14 protein-coding genes are annotated in these 14,326 nt (G+C 59.6%); 5 read left to right on the top strand and 9 right to left on the bottom strand.

Annotated elements, in window-relative coordinates; genetic code table 11:
* Positions 1-170: 170 nt before the first annotated feature.
* Both IM284_RS06945 and IM284_RS06940 read right to left on the bottom strand, forming a co-directional pair.
* Complete coding sequence (locus IM284_RS06945; protein WP_047367676.1) at positions 171-626, bottom strand: hypothetical protein; 456 nt, start codon at positions 624-626, stop codon at positions 171-173.
* 193 nt (positions 627-819) lie between these two features.
* Positions 820-1,701, bottom strand: a complete 882-nt coding sequence (locus tag IM284_RS06940) for a LysR family transcriptional regulator (RefSeq protein WP_047367677.1) — start codon at positions 1,699-1,701, stop codon at positions 820-822.
* A 105-nt stretch (positions 1,702-1,806) separates the two neighbouring features.
* Between IM284_RS06940 and budA the strand changes: the two genes are divergently transcribed.
* From budA to IM284_RS06920, 4 genes are all read left to right on the top strand, one after another.
* On the top strand, positions 1,807-2,586 hold the full coding sequence (gene budA / locus IM284_RS06935) for an acetolactate decarboxylase (RefSeq protein ID WP_028012263.1): 780 nt from the start codon (positions 1,807-1,809) through the stop codon (positions 2,584-2,586).
* A 13-nt stretch (positions 2,587-2,599) separates the two neighbouring features.
* A complete protein-coding gene (alsS, locus tag IM284_RS06930; RefSeq protein WP_028012264.1) occupies positions 2,600-4,279 on the top strand; it encodes an acetolactate synthase AlsS in 1,680 nt (559 codons plus the stop codon).
* 20 nt (positions 4,280-4,299) lie between these two features.
* Positions 4,300-5,070, top strand: coding sequence for a (S)-acetoin forming diacetyl reductase (locus IM284_RS06925; protein ID WP_041910982.1), 771 nt, complete (start codon positions 4,300-4,302; stop codon positions 5,068-5,070).
* A gap of 131 nt (positions 5,071-5,201) precedes the next feature.
* On the top strand, positions 5,202-5,675 hold the full coding sequence (locus IM284_RS06920; protein WP_045260739.1) for a cold-shock protein: 474 nt from the start codon (positions 5,202-5,204) through the stop codon (positions 5,673-5,675).
* Between the two features lie 43 nt (positions 5,676-5,718).
* On the opposite strand, the gene IM284_RS06915 is transcribed toward IM284_RS06920, so the two are convergent.
* The 5 genes from IM284_RS06915 to IM284_RS06895 form a co-directional block, all read right to left on the bottom strand.
* Positions 5,719-6,423: an ABC transporter ATP-binding protein gene (locus IM284_RS06915; RefSeq protein ID WP_047367678.1), complete on the bottom strand. Its 705-nt coding sequence runs from the start codon at positions 6,421-6,423 to the stop codon at positions 5,719-5,721.
* Positions 6,410-7,246 (bottom strand): ABC transporter ATP-binding protein, encoded by an 837-nt coding sequence (locus IM284_RS06910; RefSeq protein ID WP_047367679.1) that lies wholly within the window; start codon positions 7,244-7,246, stop codon positions 6,410-6,412. Before IM284_RS06910 ends, IM284_RS06915 begins: the two co-directional genes overlap by 14 nt.
* The gene (locus tag IM284_RS06905) at positions 7,239-8,072 is read right to left on the bottom strand and encodes an ABC transporter permease (protein WP_193053037.1); all 834 of its coding nucleotides are present in this window, start codon (positions 8,070-8,072) and stop codon (positions 7,239-7,241) included. The genes IM284_RS06910 and IM284_RS06905 overlap by 8 nt, the downstream gene beginning before the upstream one ends.
* Positions 8,072-9,085 carry an ABC transporter permease gene (locus IM284_RS06900; RefSeq protein ID WP_047367681.1) on the bottom strand — a complete coding sequence of 338 codons (1,014 nt, stop codon included), beginning with the start codon at positions 9,083-9,085 and terminating at the stop codon, positions 8,072-8,074. The genes IM284_RS06905 and IM284_RS06900 overlap by 1 nt, the downstream gene beginning before the upstream one ends.
* Before the next feature lie 97 nt (positions 9,086-9,182).
* Positions 9,183-10,751 carry an ABC transporter substrate-binding protein gene (locus tag IM284_RS06895; protein WP_047367682.1) on the bottom strand — a complete coding sequence of 523 codons (1,569 nt, stop codon included), beginning with the start codon at positions 10,749-10,751 and terminating at the stop codon, positions 9,183-9,185.
* 199 nt (positions 10,752-10,950) lie between these two features.
* Between IM284_RS06895 and IM284_RS06890 the strand changes: the two genes are divergently transcribed.
* Positions 10,951-11,649: a GNAT family N-acetyltransferase gene (locus IM284_RS06890; RefSeq protein WP_028012271.1), complete on the top strand. Its 699-nt coding sequence runs from the start codon at positions 10,951-10,953 to the stop codon at positions 11,647-11,649.
* 32 nt (positions 11,650-11,681) lie between these two features.
* Here IM284_RS06890 and IM284_RS06885 read toward each other — a convergent pair whose 3' ends face one another.
* Entirely contained in the window at positions 11,682-13,376 is a 1,695-nt protein-coding gene (locus IM284_RS06885) for a thiamine pyrophosphate-binding protein (RefSeq protein WP_047367683.1), read from the bottom strand.
* A gap of 33 nt (positions 13,377-13,409) precedes the next feature.
* The gene (locus tag IM284_RS06880) at positions 13,410-14,150 is read right to left on the bottom strand and encodes an SDR family oxidoreductase (protein WP_126326958.1); all 741 of its coding nucleotides are present in this window, start codon (positions 14,148-14,150) and stop codon (positions 13,410-13,412) included.
* Positions 14,151-14,326: the final 176 nt, after the last annotated feature.

Genomic DNA, 14,326 nt, shown 5'->3' with positions numbered 1-14,326 from the left:
CATCAAAGGTGAAACACCACAACTTTGGCAGCCATCTTTAAGATTAATAGAATAAGCGCTAACTTCCGCATTTCGCTCTTAACGGACATTCAACAAACTACTCTGTACTTTGAGTAAGGCCAAAGTCCTGCTTTTTACCCCAGCAGAACCCCGGCCACCCATCACCCGCCTCAGTGCGCCGTTATATAAGGCTCCTTCACAAACTCCGCCAGCAGCCAGACCATATCATGCAACAGCCCGGTGAGTTCTTTCGCCACGCTCGCAGGTAATGTCCCGCCCATTACTGCCAGCGTTAACGCCACGGCATAATCCACCTGTAGCGCCGTTTCTTGCCAGCATTCCGGCACGCAGGAGGCGATCTTTTCCCCGGCAATGAGCCGTTCCACCAGATACGGTGGAAGTTCTGAGTCACAGCACTCGCGCAGCCGTTTCAGCGCAGCCAGCAGTCGCTCGCATAGCGTGGCAAAGGTCACTGCGTCGTCATTTTCCACCAGTACGCTGACATACGCGGTACAGGCATCGACCAGTTCAAAAAGATCCGCAGAATCGGAAATTGAAGCGTTGATGAGGTGATGAACAGCGCTTTCTTCAGAGAGCGCGTAAGAAAATCCTGGGGTAGTAGCCATTTAGCATCCTCTTTGTCTAAAAAAACGTCATGTTATGCTAACGGGTTCCTACGCCCGGTTACGGTTGTGCCGCAACGCAGGCACTTTACGACCGCGGAGAAGGGATGAAAAGGGATAACCCTGAATTACATAAGGTTGCTTGCAGGTTTGCGAGGCGGCTTCCAGAACGGCATTTCCGGGCACCGCCGCACCATTAATCCTCGCTCATCATCGCCAGAAACCGCTTCACCGTCCGCGAACGTTCGAAGCGCCGCCAGCAGAGCGCGATATCGGTATAAAGCTCCGGCGAGCGCAGCGCGTGGTAGGTGACATTCGGCGGTGAAATGGCCGCCATGGATTTCGGCACCAGCGCGAACCCGCCGCCGGCGGAGACCATGCTCAGGGAAGAGGAAAGCTGCGACGACTGCAGCGCGCGCTGCACGTTTATTCCGGCCCGCTTGCAGCAGCCGTAAACCCGGTCATACAGCCCCGGCGCGACCTCCTGCGGGAACAACACCACCGGCGTATCCCGAAGTTCCTCCAGCGCCAGATCGCCGCACGTCGCCAGAGGATGATCGCGATGCAGCGCCACCACCATTGGCTCCCGGTCGAGGATTTTTAATTCGAATACCTTGCTGCTTTCGCACGGCAGGCGCACAAAGGCGATATCCAGTTCACCCTCCGCCAGCATCGTGGTCAGCGACGACATGTTGGCTTCCACCTGGTGAACCTGCACTGCCATGTTCTGCACCTGAAACTGGCGGATCAGGGCGAAGATTTTGGGATGAAAAGCATCCGAACTGGTAATGCCAATCGACAGGCTGCCGTTCAGCCCGCGCGCGATGCCCCGGGCTTTCTCCAGCGCGGCGTCGCTCAGCGCCAGGATTTTACAGGCGTCCTCATAGAAGGCTTCTCCCGCCTCGGTCAGCTCCACGCCCCGCGTCAGGCGCCTGAACAGCGGCGTGCCCACTTCCTCCTCAAGCCGTTTGATCTGCTGGCTCAGAGGAGGCTGTGAAATACCCAGCGCGTTGGCCGCCCTGGTGAAGTGTCGCTCGCGTGCTACCGCGACAAAATAGCGCAGATAACGAAGTTCCATATCAAAAACGTCTCAAACCAGCATGGATTCTATATTGGAACTCTCTGCTGAATCGGGTCAACATTTATTTAACCTTTATAAATAAAGTTGAAGAGGACGAGCATGATGATGCATTCATCTGCATGCGACTGTGAGGCGAGTTTATGCGAGACCCTGCGCGGGTTCTCGGCTCAACATCCTGACAGCGTGATCTATCAGACATCGCTAATGAGCGCCCTGCTGAGCGGCGTCTACGAAGGGGAGACCACCATCGCCGACCTGCTGGCACACGGCGATTTTGGCCTCGGCACCTTTAACGAGCTGGACGGCGAAATGATTGCCTTCAGCAGCCAGGTCTACCAGTTGCGCGCCGACGGCAGCGCCCGCGCCGCGAAGCCGGAGCAGAAAACGCCGTTCGCGGTGATGACCTGGTTCCAGCCCCAATACCGCAAAACCTTCGACGGGCCGGTCAGCCGTCAGCAGATCCACGACGTGATCGACCAGCAGATCCCCTCCGATAACCTGTTCTGCGCGCTGCGCATCGACGGCAACTTCCGCCACGCGCACACCCGCACCGTACCGCGCCAGACGCCTCCGTACCGGGCGATGACCGACGTGCTGGACGACCAGCCGGTGTTCCGCTTTAACCAGCGCGAGGGCGTGCTGGTGGGGTTCCGTACCCCGCAGCATATGCAGGGCATCAACGTGGCGGGCTATCACGAACACTTCATCACCGACGACCGACAGGGCGGCGGCCATCTGCTCGATTACCAGCTGGAGAGCGGCGTACTCACCTTCGGTGAAATTCACAAGCTGATGATCGACCTGCCTGCCGACAGCGCGTTTTTACAGGCCAACCTGCACCCCAGCAACCTTGATGCGGCTATCCGCGCCGTCGAAAACTAACAGGAGAACTACCGTGAACAGTGAGAAACAGTCACGTCAGTGGGCGCACGGCGCCGATATGGTTGTCGGCCAGCTGGAAGCGCAGGGCGTGAAGCAGGTGTTCGGGATCCCGGGGGCAAAAATCGACAAGGTTTTTGACTCCCTGCTGGACTCCTCCATCGAGATCATTCCCGTACGCCACGAGGCCAACGCGGCGTTTATGGCGGCGGCAGTGGGGCGTCTGACCGGCAAAGCCGGGGTGGCGCTGGTCACCTCCGGACCGGGCTGTTCAAACCTGATCACCGGTATTGCCACCGCCAACAGCGAAGGCGACCCGGTGGTCGCGCTGGGCGGGGCGGTGAAGCGGGCAGACAAAGCGAAGCTGGTGCATCAGAGCATGGACACCGTCGCAATGTTCAGCCCGGTGACGAAATACGCCGTAGAAGTGAACTCCCCGGACGCGATTGCCGAGGTGGTGTCCAACGCGTTTCGCGCCGCCGAGCACGGCAGGCCGGGCGGGGCGTTTGTCAGCCTGCCGCAGGATATTGTCGACCAGCCCACCACGGGGGCGATTTTGCCCGCCAGCGGTCCCGCGCTGATGGGGCCGGCACCGGAATCCGCCATTAACGACGTGGCGAAGCTTATTGAAAAGGCCAAAAACCCGGTCATCTTACTCGGCCTGATGGCCAGCCAGCCCGCCAACAGCGCCGCGCTGCGCAAGCTGCTGGAGAAAAGCCGTATCCCGGTCACCAGCACCTACCAGGCCGCCGGGGCGGTCAATCAGGAGCACTTCACCCGCTTTGCCGGACGCGTCGGCCTGTTTAACAACCAGGCGGGCGACCGGCTGCTGCATCTGGCGGATCTGATTATCTGCATCGGCTACAGCCCGGTGGAGTACGAGCCTTCTATGTGGAACAGCGGCGACGCCACGCTGGTGCACATTGACGTGCTGCCCGCCTATGAGGAGCGCAAGTATGTTCCCGATCTGGAGCTGGTGGGGGATATCGCCGCCACGCTGAACCTGCTCGCCAGCCGCATTGAGCACAAGCTTGAACTGAGCCAGCGCGCCTCGGAAATTCTGGTCGATCGCCAGCATCAGCGGGACCTCCTCGACCGCCGCGGCGCATCGCTTAACCAGTTTGCCCTGCATCCGCTTCGCATCGTGCGCGCCATGCAGGACATCGTGAACAACGACGTGACGCTTACCGTCGATATGGGCAGCTTCCACATCTGGATTGCCCGCTACCTCTATAGCTTCCGCGCGCGTCAGGTGATGATCTCCAACGGTCAGCAGACCATGGGCGTGGCGCTGCCGTGGGCGATTGGCGCGTGGCTGGTCAACCCGGGGCGCAAAGTGGTGTCGGTCTCCGGCGACGGCGGCTTTTTGCAGTCGAGCATGGAGCTGGAAACCGCCGTGCGCCTCAACGCCAACGTGCTGCACATCATCTGGGTGGATAACGCCTACAACATGGTTGCCATTCAGGAAGAGAAAAAATACCAGCGTCTTTCCGGCGTGGAGTTCGGCCCGGTCGATTTCAAAGCCTATGCCGACGCGTTCGGCGCTAAGGGCTTCGCCGTCGAGAGCGCCGACGCGCTCGAACCGACGCTGCGTGCCGCAATGGATGTCGATGGCCCGGCCGTGGTGGCCATTCCCGTCGACTACAGCGATAACCCGCTGCTGATGGGCCAGCTCCATCTCAGCCAGATTTTGTGAATCAACATAAGGACAGAGAAATGCAAAAAGTGGCTCTCGTAACCGGCTCAGGCCAGGGGATTGGCAAAGCGATCGCGCTTCGTCTGGTGAAGGATGGTTTTGCCGTCGCTATCGCCGATTACAACGAAGAGACGGCGAAAGCGGTTGCCGATGAAATCATCCGCAGCGGCGGGAAGGCCGTCGCCGTGAAGGTCGACGTCTCTGACCGCGAGCAGGTGTTTGCGGCCGTGGAGAAAGCCCGCACCGAACTGGGCGGCTTCAACGTTATCGTCAACAACGCCGGGGTGGCGCCGTCCACGCCGATCGAATCCATCACGCCGGAGATTGTCGACAAGGTCTACAACATCAACGTGAAAGGGGTGATCTGGGGCATTCAGGCAGCGATTGACGCGTTCCGCAAAGAGGGGCACGGCGGCAAAATCATCAACGCCTGCTCCCAGGCGGGCCACACCGGCAACCCGGAGCTGGCCGTCTACAGTTCCAGTAAATTTGCGGTGCGCGGCTTAACCCAGACCGCCGCACGGGATCTTGCTCCGCTGGGGATCACCGTTAACGCCTACTGCCCGGGCATCGTTAAAACGCCGATGTGGGCGGAGATCGACCGTCAGGTCTCCGAGGCGGCGGGTAAACCGCTCGGCTACGGGACCGAGACCTTTGCCAAACGCATTACGCTTGGCCGCCTGTCCGAACCGGAAGATGTTGCCGCCTGCGTTTCATATCTTGCCGGGCCAGACTCTGACTATATGACCGGCCAGTCTCTGCTCATCGATGGTGGGATGGTGTTCAACTAAATTCTAATAAGCTCTGACATGAGTTTTCCCCTGCCTCCGAGCAGGGGCTTTTTTTTGTCTCCTCCGCCATTGTGCATTACACTGCGCGCTGCAAAACTTTAGTCATTACGATCTGACAGGCGGTAACAGCGATGAACGGTACAATCACAACGTGGTTTAAAGATAAAGGCTTCGGATTTATCAAAGATGAAAACGGCGACAACCGCTATTTTCATGTGATTAAGGTCGCGAACCCCGATCTGATTAAAAAAGACGCTGCGGTGACCTTCGAGCCAACCACCAACACCAAAGGCCTTTCCGCGTATGCGGTGAAGGTGATCCCGGAGAGCAAGCATCTCTATATCGCGGGCGAGCGCGTGAAGCTCACCTCGATCAAATCCTTCGTGGTATTCAGCGAAGAAGAGCCCGTTGAGACCAAAATCGACAAAGAGAACGCGGTGCTGTCGGTGGGTCTGCTGATGAACAGCATCAAACCAAAATCCGACAAGAAGCCGGGCGAAATGCGCACGGTGAAGAAGCTGGCGATCACCACCTTCCAGAACACGACGATGATCTTTACCGAAGATGAAATCGACATCGACGCCACGGTTAAGCTGCTGAAGTAATTTTATGCCGGGTGGCGGCGATGCCTTGCCCGGCTTGCAAAACTTAACCCATTCTGTGCTCGCCCCGTAACATCGCCTCACGGTCAAACACCTTCTGAATCGCCCCGTGCGCCATAAACGCTGCCCGGTCGGACATATGGGCAATCACGTCCGCGTCGTGGCTCACCAGCAGATAGGTCATCTCATGCTCGGCCTTCAGGCGGTTAAGCAGGTTCAGGATTTCCGCCTGCACCGACATATCCAGCGCCGAGGTCGGTTCATCCAGCAGCAGAAGCTGCGGGCGCAGCAGCAGCGCCCGGGCAATGGCAACGCGCTGGCGCTGGCCGCCGGAAAGCTGGTGCGGGTAGCGCCTGCCCGCGTCGGCGGAAAGTCCCACCTGCTGCAGCGCATCCGCCACCTTTTCCGCAACCTGCGTTTCGCCGTGTAGGCTTAACGGCTCCGACAGGGTGCGCGCAATGGTGTGGTTTGGATGCAGCGAGGCCCACGGATCCTGAAACACCATCTGCACGTTGCGGCGAAGCTTGCCTTCAAAGCGGCGCCCTGGCGTTAACGTTTCCCCCAGCAGGGCAATACTGCCGCGCCACTCGCGCTGTAGCCCTGCCAGCACGCGCAGAAGGGTCGATTTGCCGCAGCCGGATTCGCCAATCAGGCTGAACGTCTCGCCTCTCTCTATGCTAAAGCTGGCGGCAGAGACCGCCGTTTTTTCCCCGAAGGTGACCTGCACCTGGTTAACCTCAACGAGCGCCATCGCTGGCCTCCTTCCACGGCTGCGAACGATCGAGCGTCGGCAGCATCTGTCCATAAGTATGGGCGTCTGGACGACAGGTCCACAGGGTGCGCGTGTACGGATGCGTCGCCTGCGGGAGCCGGTTCGCCGCCATCTCATCGACCTTTTCACCCTGATACATCACCAGCACGCGGTCGCAGTGCTCCGCCACCAGCGGAAGATCGTGGCTGATTAACAGCATCGCCATCTGGCGTTCTTCGCACTGCTGCACCAGCAGCTCGAGGATCTGATTGCGCAGGCGGGCGTCCAGCGCGGAGGTCGGTTCGTCGGCAATCAGTACCTGCGGGTTGTTGATCAGCGCAATCGCAATCATCACCCGCTGGCCCATGCCCCCGGAAAGCTCGCCGGGATAGCGTGACAGCACGTTCTCGTTCAGCCCGACGGCGCGGATGATGTCGTGAATGCGCGCCGCACGCTCCGGGCGCGTCAGGCGCTGATGCAGCGTGAGCGCCTCATCAAGCTGGGCGGCGACGCTTTTCACGGGGTTTAGGGCGTAGCGCGGGTCCTGCAGGACCATCGCAATCCCGTTGCCGCGCAGCGCCTGCCAGCGGCGGGCGTTCAGGGTCAGCAGATCGTTGCCAAGCACGTTAAGCCGGTTCGCGCTCACGATACCGGGTTTACGCACCAGACCCATCAGGGCGCGGGCGGACATCGACTTACCGGAGCCGGATTCTCCCACCAGCGCCAGCCGCTCGTTGCCAAGCCGAAAGCTCAGGTTGTTGACCACGCGCGCGGCGGGGTAGTCGATATTTAGCGCATCGACGATAACGCGGTGTTCAGTCATGCTGTGGCTCCAGTACGTCGCGCAGGCCATCGCCCAGCAGGTTAAACGCCAGGCTGGCAAACAGGATGGCGCCGCCCGGAATGGCGGCAATCCACCACTGGTCGAAAATCACCTGCATGCCGTCGGCAATCATCGCCCCCCATTCGGCCATGGGCGGACGCGCGCCAAGGCCGAGGAAGCCGAGACCGGCGGCGGCCAGAATAATCCCCGCCAGATCCAGCGCCAGCCGCACAATCGCGGACGGCAGGCACAGGGGCAGAATATGGCCGACCAGCAGGCGCAGGCCGCGGATCCCCATCATCTCCGCGGCGGCCAGATAATCGCTGTGGCGCAGACGCTGAATCTCGCTCCGCGCCTGACGCGCGTAGGCGGGCCAGGTGGTTAAGGCCAGCGCCAGCGCGCCGTTGACCAGCCCCGGGCCAAGCATCGCCACAAACGCGAAGGCGAGGATCAGGCGCGGCATCGACATCACCACGTCGGTAAAGCGCATCAGGATACGCTCCACCCAGCCGCCGTAGTAGCCGGACAAAATGCCCACCAGCAGCCCGGCGGGCAGGGTAATGACCGTCACCAGGGCCACCAGCCCGAGCGCCGGACGGGTGCCGTAAATCAGGCGCGAGAGCAGATCGCGCCCGTAGCTGTCGGTGCCCAGCCAGTGCCGGGCGCCAGGTGCCTCCAGGCGCGCGGCAGCGTCCTGCCAGTTCGGATCTACCGGCGCCAGCCAGGGCGCGAACAGGGCAATAAACACCAGCAGCGCGAGGCCAATCAGTCCGCAAACGGCGGCAGGGGAGCGGCGCAGGCGGCGTAAGAAGAGATAAAACGGCATCAGCGCACCCTGGGATCGGTCGCCCGCACAAGCAGGTCGGTAAGGTTATTGATCAGTACAAAGCAGACGCCAATCAGCAGCGTACCGCCCATAACCGCGGTCGTGTCTCCGGCGAACAGGGCGGTGGTGAGATAGCGTCCGATGCCCGGCCACGAGAACACGGTTTCGGTTAATACCGCACCTTCCAGCATGCTGGTATAGGCCAGGGCGATCACCGTCAGCAGGGTGCTGCGAATGTTCGGCAGCACGTGGCGCAGCAGAATGGCCATCACCCCGGCACCCTTGGCGCGGGCAAGCAGGATGTACTCCTTGTTCATTTCGCTGAGGCAGGCCGAGCGGGTCAGGCGGGTAATGCTTGCCAGCGAGTAATAGGCCAGTAGCAGCACCGGCAGCACCAGGTGGCTGATGGCGTTGCGGAATGCCTCGCGATCGCCGGAAAGCCAGGTGTCTATCAGCGCAAAGCCGGTGCGCGGCTCGACGGTGAACTGCCAGATATCGTCCAGCCTGCCGGGGCCCACGCTCCACTGCAGCTTCGCGTAGAACAGGGCCAGCATCAGCAGGCCAAGCCAGAAAATCGGCACCGAGTTGCCGAGCAGGGTAAGCGTTCTGATCGCGACATCGAGCGGCGAACCGGCGTAGCGGGCGCACAGCACCCCGGCCGTCACGCCGAGCACGGACCCAATGATTAACGCCAGCGTCGCCAGCTCCAGCGTAGCGGGGAAGGCGTGCAGCAGATCCTGCAGCACCGGCTGCCCGGTAGCGCTGGCGGTGCCTAAATCACCGTGGGCGAGATTTTGCAGATAGTGCCAGAACTGCACGGGCAGGGGACGATCCAGCCCGAGCTGGTGGCGAACCTGATCGTACGTTGACTGGCTGGCGTGATCCCCGACGATCTGCAGCACGCGATCGACCGGGGAAAACGCCGAAAGCGCAAACGTGACGAGCAGCAGCCCGAAGAGCGTCAGCAGCAGGGTCAGCAGACCCTGAAGCACGCGGGTGGAAAGATGTGGCATGGGAAATCTCTTCATGCCGGGTGCGGCTTCGCCTTACCCGGCCTACAAAAACCGAGAACACAGGCCGGGTAAGCGCAACGCCACCCGGCAACAAGGGCTACTTCGTGACGCGATCGTACCAGACCATATCCGCGTTCAGCCCCTGCTGATATCCCTTCACGTTATCGCGCACCGCGATCTGGGTTTTGCCCTGATCGACGAACACGTACGGCGAGCTCTGCTGCAGCTGTTCCTGCATCTTCTTGTACAGATCCAGACGCTTCGCCGGATCCGGTTCGGCAACCGCCGCCAGCGTGGCCTTGTTCAGCTCCGGGATTTTCCAGCCGTTCAGACCGGCCACGGTGCTGGACTTCCCGTCGTTCCACGCGAAGGCGCTGGCGTTTGAGTGCGCATCGAAGTAGTCCGGGATCCACAGACGAATCGCCGCCTGATGCTGCTTAGCGCGCACGCGGGCATAGACCTGGCTCCCGGCGGCAGGCAGCAGATCCACCTTCACGCCACCCTGAGCAAAGCTCGCCTGCATCGACTGGGCAATAGTGATAAACGGCGGCTTGTTCTCCACTTCCAGCGTGAAGTGCGCGTCCTTAATGCCCGCTTTGGCGAGGATTGCCTTCGCTTTTGCCGGGTCAAATTTAAACGGATTGTCTTCCAGCGCGCCCGGCAGGCCGACCGGCAGGAAGCTCTGGTGAACAAAATACTGGCCTTTCAGCAGGTTTTTAGTGATGCCGTCATAGTCGACCAGCCAGCGCGACGCTTCCCAGAACGCCGGGTTGTTCAGCAGCGGATTGGCGCTGTTGCCGGTGTTAAACACCAGGTAATTCTGCTCGGCGGACGGAATGCTCAGCACCTTCACGCCCGGCTTGCCGTCGAGGGCGCTAATCTGGTCTGCACCCAAATCGCGCGCCACGTCCGCATCCCCCTGCTGGATCAGCAGGCGGCGTGAAGCCGGATCGGGAACGTTTTTAATGATGATGCTTTTGAGCTTCGGCGCGCCGCCGGGGGCGGAATCGTTGGCTTCCAGCACGATGGCCTGATGCGGCTGATAGACGCGCATTTTGAACGCGCCGCTGCCCGCCGAGTGCATTTTCAGCCAGGCGTTGCCGAAGTCATTATCCTTGACGTTTGCCGCGACCTGCTTTTCATCGACGATGGAGGCTATCGGCGTGGAGAGAATATTCAGCGCCACCGAGGGGCTAACGTCCGCCGTCCAGTGAAGCTGGAGGGTATGATCGTCCACCTTTTTCAGCTGGCTGGCGATGTTGCTCGCGTCCCAGCCCAGCACGTTGAGGATAAAGGCCGGGGATTTGTTCAGCTTCACGGCGCGGGTATAAGAGAAAATCACGTCTTCCGGGCGCAGCGGGTTGCCGGAGGCGAATTTTGCATCGGGTTTAAGCTTGATGGTCAGGGTTTTTGCTGCCGCATCCGCGTCCCAGCTTTCTGCCAGAACCGGCGTGATTTTTTCCGGATTATCGCGGTCCGGCTGCACCAGACGCTGGTACAGGCTCGGCACGGTCTGGATGCTGGAGAGCTCGTTGGCTTCGGCCGGGTCGAGGCTCACGATGTCATCAAGACCCTGAGCAACTACCAGCGTCGTCGGCGGCGTAGCGGCGTGGGTAGCGCCTGAGAGCGCAGCCAGCATCAGTAACGGCAACAGTTTTTTTGTCATAGCGATCCCTGAGAAGATTATATTGTGATTGTTTTATGCTCCGCTACGTTAGGTCGACTCCACATTTCTTCAAAGTCGAAATTCTGCTTTGCTTATGCCATGCGGATATATCGCATGCGGCCTGGTTATTAACGCCTCTCTTTTCGCCGCCCTTTTAACCTGCTATAACAAAATTCTTACCTTTCAGGGAGTCACCCCCGTGCCCGAAATCAATCAATATGGTCAAACCGTTAACGATCTCGTCCCGGACTGGAAGTGCGCGCAGGTATTAACCCGCACGCCGCTGACCGGGCAGTATTGCCGTCTTGAGCCGCTGGACGCCGGGCGTCACGCGGCGGATCTCTTTGAGGCCTACGCGCTGGGCGACGACAGCGACTGGACGTGGCTTGCCAGCACCCGGCCTGAAAGCGTGGAAGCCACCGCACACTGGGTGTCCGGAAAGGTGATGGATGATGACCTAGTGCCCTTTGCCGTGATGGATTTACGCACTGAAAAGGCGGTCGGACTGGTGAGCTATATGGCGATAGAGCGCTTTCAGGGCTCGGTGGAGATCGGCCACGTCACCTGGTCGCGCAGGATGAAAGGCACTCGCATCGGCACCGAGGCGGTGTGGCTGCTGCTGAAAAACGCCTTTGACCACAAATACCGACGGCTGGAGTGGAAGTGCGATTCGATGAATACCGCATCGCGCAGCGCCGCGGAGCGGCTTGGGTTCGTCTGGGAAGGGCGCTTACGCCAGCGGCTGGTGCGGAAAGGCCGCAACCGCGACAGCGATATGCTTTCTATTATTGATGGCGAATGGCCGCAAAGAGACGCGGAGCTGCGCGCCTGGCTGGCGGCGGCGAATTTTGACGAGGAAGGACGGCAGATAAAGCGGCTTGAGGCGTTTCGGTTATAAGTTTTTATGTAGGGTACAGCCCAACCACGCGGCTAATCCGCGGAAATAGCGATTTCAATCAGGTTGGTTTTTCCGGACTGCAGGCCGCGCGTTACCGCTTCGGCGATATCCGCTGCCTCGGTCACCCGGCAGCAGTGGACGCCCATGGCGGTGGCCAGCGACTGAAAATCGATATGCGGGTTCACGAGGTCCATCCCGATAAAACGGCCCAGCCGCGTTGAGCTGTAGTCGGCCTGGCTCTTCATAAAGTTTTTCAGGATGTTGTACTCCCTGTTATTCATGACGATAAAGGTGACCGGCAGATTTTCGTGTGCTGCCGTCCAGAGTGCCTGCGGCGAGTACAGGGAGGCCCCGTCGCCGATCAGGCAGACCACCGGCTCCTGTCCGCGTCCCAGCGAATGCCCCACGGAGGCAGGCATCCCCCAGCCCAGTCCGCCGCCGCGCATAAAGTAGTAGCGCTGATGCTGCTGGTCAGAGATGAACCGGCGGACATGCCTGGCGGTCGCTATCGCCTCATCAACGATGGTGATACCCGGCGGAATGGATTTAATGACTTCAAAGGCTGCGACCATCGGCGAAATATGCGGGCGCAGCCGCTCTGCCGACAGACGTTCTTCCTGCTGCTGCCACTCTTTTTCACGTTCGTCGCGGGCCGCCACCAGCAACTGCTGGTGGGCCAGCGTGTTGGCGATCAGGCGCTGCTCAAGCTTCGGCAGCAGTTCGTGCAGGGACAGTTTGATATCCCCCATCAGCGAAAGGCGAGTGGCATAGGTGCGGCCAAGCTCGTGCATATCCGCCGAGAGCTGATACACCGCGCAGGTTGCCGGAATGGCCTCGCCCTCGCTGTACAAAATGGTGATCAGGCTTCTGCCGCCGATGATAAACACGGCGTCATAGGCATTGACGATGCTGGCGATTTCGCTGGCGGTGGTGGGCATATTGCCCCGCCAGAGCGCGTGCTGGGTGGGAAATGGCAAATTCAGCGGCCAGGAGGAGCCGTAGACGTGGGCGCCGAGCGCTTCCGCCAGCTGGACAATTTCCTGCGTCGAGCCGCTGGAGTGCACCTCGTCGCCCGCCACAATCATGATCCTGCCCGGCGCGATCTCGCTGAGCGCCTCCGCCAGCTCGTCCAGCGAGCCCGCAACGGTGTGGTAGTTTACTCTCGACGCCGTCTGTATCCCGGCGTCGCTCAGCTCTTCCATCACGTTCATCGGCAGGGAGAGCAGCACCGGGCCGCCAGGAGGATAGCTGGCAGCGTGAAACGCGCGGCGCACCAGCACCGGGAGCTGGTCGGCGCTGGTGACCTCCTGCGCCCACTTCATGACTGGAGAGCCGATGGAAACAATATCATCATACAGAAGCGGGTCGCGGACGTAGTGTCGCGTATCCTGCTGTCCAACGGTCACCACCAGCGGGGTTTTCATAATCCGCGAATTAATGAGATTCCCCATGCCGTGCCCCAGGCCGCTGGCGGTATGCAAATTGATAAAGCCCGTTTTGCCGGAGGCTTTCGCATAGCCGTCGGCAATCGCCACCACGGTGCTCTCCTGAAGCGCCAGAATATAGTGAATATTTTCATGGCGAAGCAGGGCATCAATGAGCGGAAGTTCGGTGGTGCCGGGGTTGCCAAAAATATATTCCACGCCTTCACTCTCCAGCACTTCAAGAAGAATATCGGCACCCGTTCGCATATTGAGATCTGATAAGGACGTTAATGATTTAATCATAATGACACCTCATTCAGCATTATTTAACGCAGGCTAAAATTCTTCCTGCGTTGGACGCACAACAATTTCATTAATATCAACGTCGCCAGGCTGTTCTATGGCAAATAAAACCGCGCGGGCAATTGCGTCAGCCGGAATAGCCTGCTTATAAAACTCATGGAGAAATTTTTTGCTGTCTTCGTCAGAGCTGCCGAATTGCAGTTCGCTTTCGACGGCGCCGGGCGAAATTAGCGTCGTGCGGATAGTTTTACCTGCCTCCTGACGTAAGCCTTCGCTCAGCGCGCGGACGGCGAATTTCGTGGCGCTATACACCACGCCGCCAGGGGCCAGCACCTTGATGCCCGCAACGGAGGCAACGTTAATAAAATGCCCGCTGCCCTGACGCTGGAACACCGGGAGCGCGGCAGCGATGCCGTACAGCACGCCCTTCAGATTGGTATCAATCATCTTGTCCCATTCGTCGGTTTTCAGCTCGCTGAGGGGAGCGATGGCCATAAAGCCCGCGTTATTGATCACCACATCCACGCGCTGGTATGCGGCAACGGCAGCGTCAATGGCGCGCTGCACCTCTTCCTGACGGGTCACGTCAGCCTTTACGGCAATTGCCTTGCCGCCCTGTTGAATAATCTGATCCACCAGGGCATTAATTCTGTCCAGACGGCGCGCCACCAGCACCAGCGAAAACGCGTTATTCGCTAAATGGAGGGCAATGGCCTGACCAATACCGCTGCTGGCACCGGTGATGACAACCACCTTGTTTGCACTAATATTCATGATCTTATCTCGCTATTGAGTGATGCAAAAAATAAAAGGCAGAGAAGCGTTAATGAATAATGACAAATTCATTAATGCGGTTTTTGATATATTCTGTATCGGGAATAAAATGATGTTCGTTTAAAACTTAATGGAGTACGGAAGCGTCTGTCAATGTCGTTTTTTAATAATTAAAT

The organism is Enterobacter cloacae complex sp. P12RS (genome assembly GCF_014895875.1).
GTDB classification, from domain to species: domain Bacteria; phylum Pseudomonadota; class Gammaproteobacteria; order Enterobacterales; family Enterobacteriaceae; genus Enterobacter; species Enterobacter bugandensis.
This window is presented reverse-complemented; position numbering and strand designations above follow the sequence as displayed.